Source organism: Blastococcus sp. VKM Ac-2987, from assembly GCF_026967805.1.
In the GTDB taxonomy this organism is placed as follows: Bacteria; Actinomycetota; Actinomycetes; order Mycobacteriales; family Geodermatophilaceae; genus Blastococcus.
Map to the genome: position 1 here is coordinate 3,842 of NZ_JAPVBG010000007.1, position 1,753 is coordinate 5,594.

The window sequence follows — 1,753 nt, forward strand, 5'->3', positions numbered from 1 at the left end:
ATCCGGACTAGCTGGGGACCCGGACTGGTAGTAGGCAAGCGATGGGGTGACGCAGGAAGGTAGTCCTACCGGTGAGTGGTAGTACCGGTGCAAGGGTGTGGCCCGTGGGGTAGGTAAATCCGTCCCACACGAGGGTGAGGCCCGACGCATAGCCGAATGAGGCGAATTGGATGATCCTATGCTGCCGAGAAAAGCCTCTAGCGAGTTCCGAGCGGCCCGTACCCCAAACCAACTCAGGTGGTCAGGTAGAGAATACCGAGGCGATCGAGCGAACTGTGGTTAAGGAACTCGGCAAAATGCCCCCGTAACTTCGGGAGAAGGGGGGCCATCTACTGTCATCATCCTTGCGGTGGGCAGCGGTGGGTGGCCGCAGAGACCAGTGAGAAGCGACTGTTTACTAAAAACACAGGTCCGTGCGAAGTCGTAAGACGATGTATACGGACTGACGCCTGCCCGGTGCTGGAACGTTAAGGGGACGGGTTAGTGCACATCGTGCGCGAAGCTCAGAACTCAAGCGCCAGTAAACGGCGGTGGTAACTATAACCATCCTAAGGTAGCGAAATTCCTTGTCGGGTAAGTTCCGACCTGCACGAATGGCGTAACGACTTCTCAGCTGTCTCAACCACAGGCTCGGCGAAATTGCACTACGAGTAAAGATGCTCGTTACGCGCGGCAGGACGGAAAGACCCCGGGACCTTTACTATAGCTTGATATTGGTGTTCGGTTCGGCTTGTGTAGGATAGGTGGGAGACTGCGAAGCGGGCACGCCAGTGTTCGTGGAGTCGCCGTTGAAATACCACTCTGGTCGAATTGGATGTCTAACCTCGGTCCGTGATCCGGATCAGGGACAGTGTCAGGTGGGTAGTTTAACTGGGGCGGTTGCCTCCCAAAATGTAACGGAGGCGCCCAAAGGTTCCCTCAGCCTGGTTGGCAATCAGGTGTCGAGTGCAAGTGCACAAGGGAGCTTGACTGCGAGACCGACGGGTCGAGCAGGAGCGAAAGCTGGGACTAGTGACCCGGCACCGGCATGTGGAAGCGGTGTCGCTCAACGGATAAAAGGTACCCCGGGGATAACAGGCTGATCTTCCCCAAGAGTCCATATCGACGGGATGGTTTGGCACCTCGATGTCGGCTCGTCGCATCCTGGGGCTGGAGTAGGTCCCAAGGGTTGGGCTGTTCGCCCATTAAAGCGGTACGCGAGCTGGGTTTAGAACGTCGTGAGACAGTTCGGTCCCTATCCGCCGCGCGCGTAAGAGACTTGAGAAGAGCTGTCCCTAGTACGAGAGGACCGGGACGGACGAACCTCTGGTGTGCCAGTTGTACCGCCAGGTGCACTGCTGGTTAGCTACGTTCGGCAGGGATAACCGCTGAAAGCATCTAAGCGGGAAGCTCGCTTCAAGATGAGGTCTCTCACCGGGTCAACCGGGTAAGGCCCCCGCCCAGACCAGCGGGTTGATAGGCCGGAAGTGGAAGCACCGCAAGGTGTGGAGCTGACCGGTACTAACAGGCCGAGGGCTTGACCACACACACCCACATGCGCGGGTTCTGTGAAAACGGGTCAACAACAAAGATGTCACGCGTCCACTGTGCGGTTCTGAACGCACGAACCAGCCGGTTCGAACATGTTCACAGAGTTACGGCGGCCATGGCGGAAGGGAAACGCCCGGTCACATTCCGAACCCGGAAGCTAAGCCTTTCAGCGCCGATGGTACTGCCCTGGAGACGGGGTGGGAGAGTAGGACGCCGCCGGACA

2 rRNA genes (1 of these 2 only partly in view) are annotated in these 1,753 nt (G+C 58.1%); both read left to right on the forward strand.

The annotated features are described in order from the left end of the window. Positions 1-1,524, forward strand: a 23S ribosomal RNA gene (locus tag O2W17_RS22170); it begins 1,704 nt to the left of the window's first position. A gap of 111 nt (positions 1,525-1,635) precedes the next feature. Continuing rightward, positions 1,636-1,752, forward strand: a 5S ribosomal RNA gene (gene rrf / locus O2W17_RS22175). Position 1,753 lies beyond the last annotated feature (1 nt).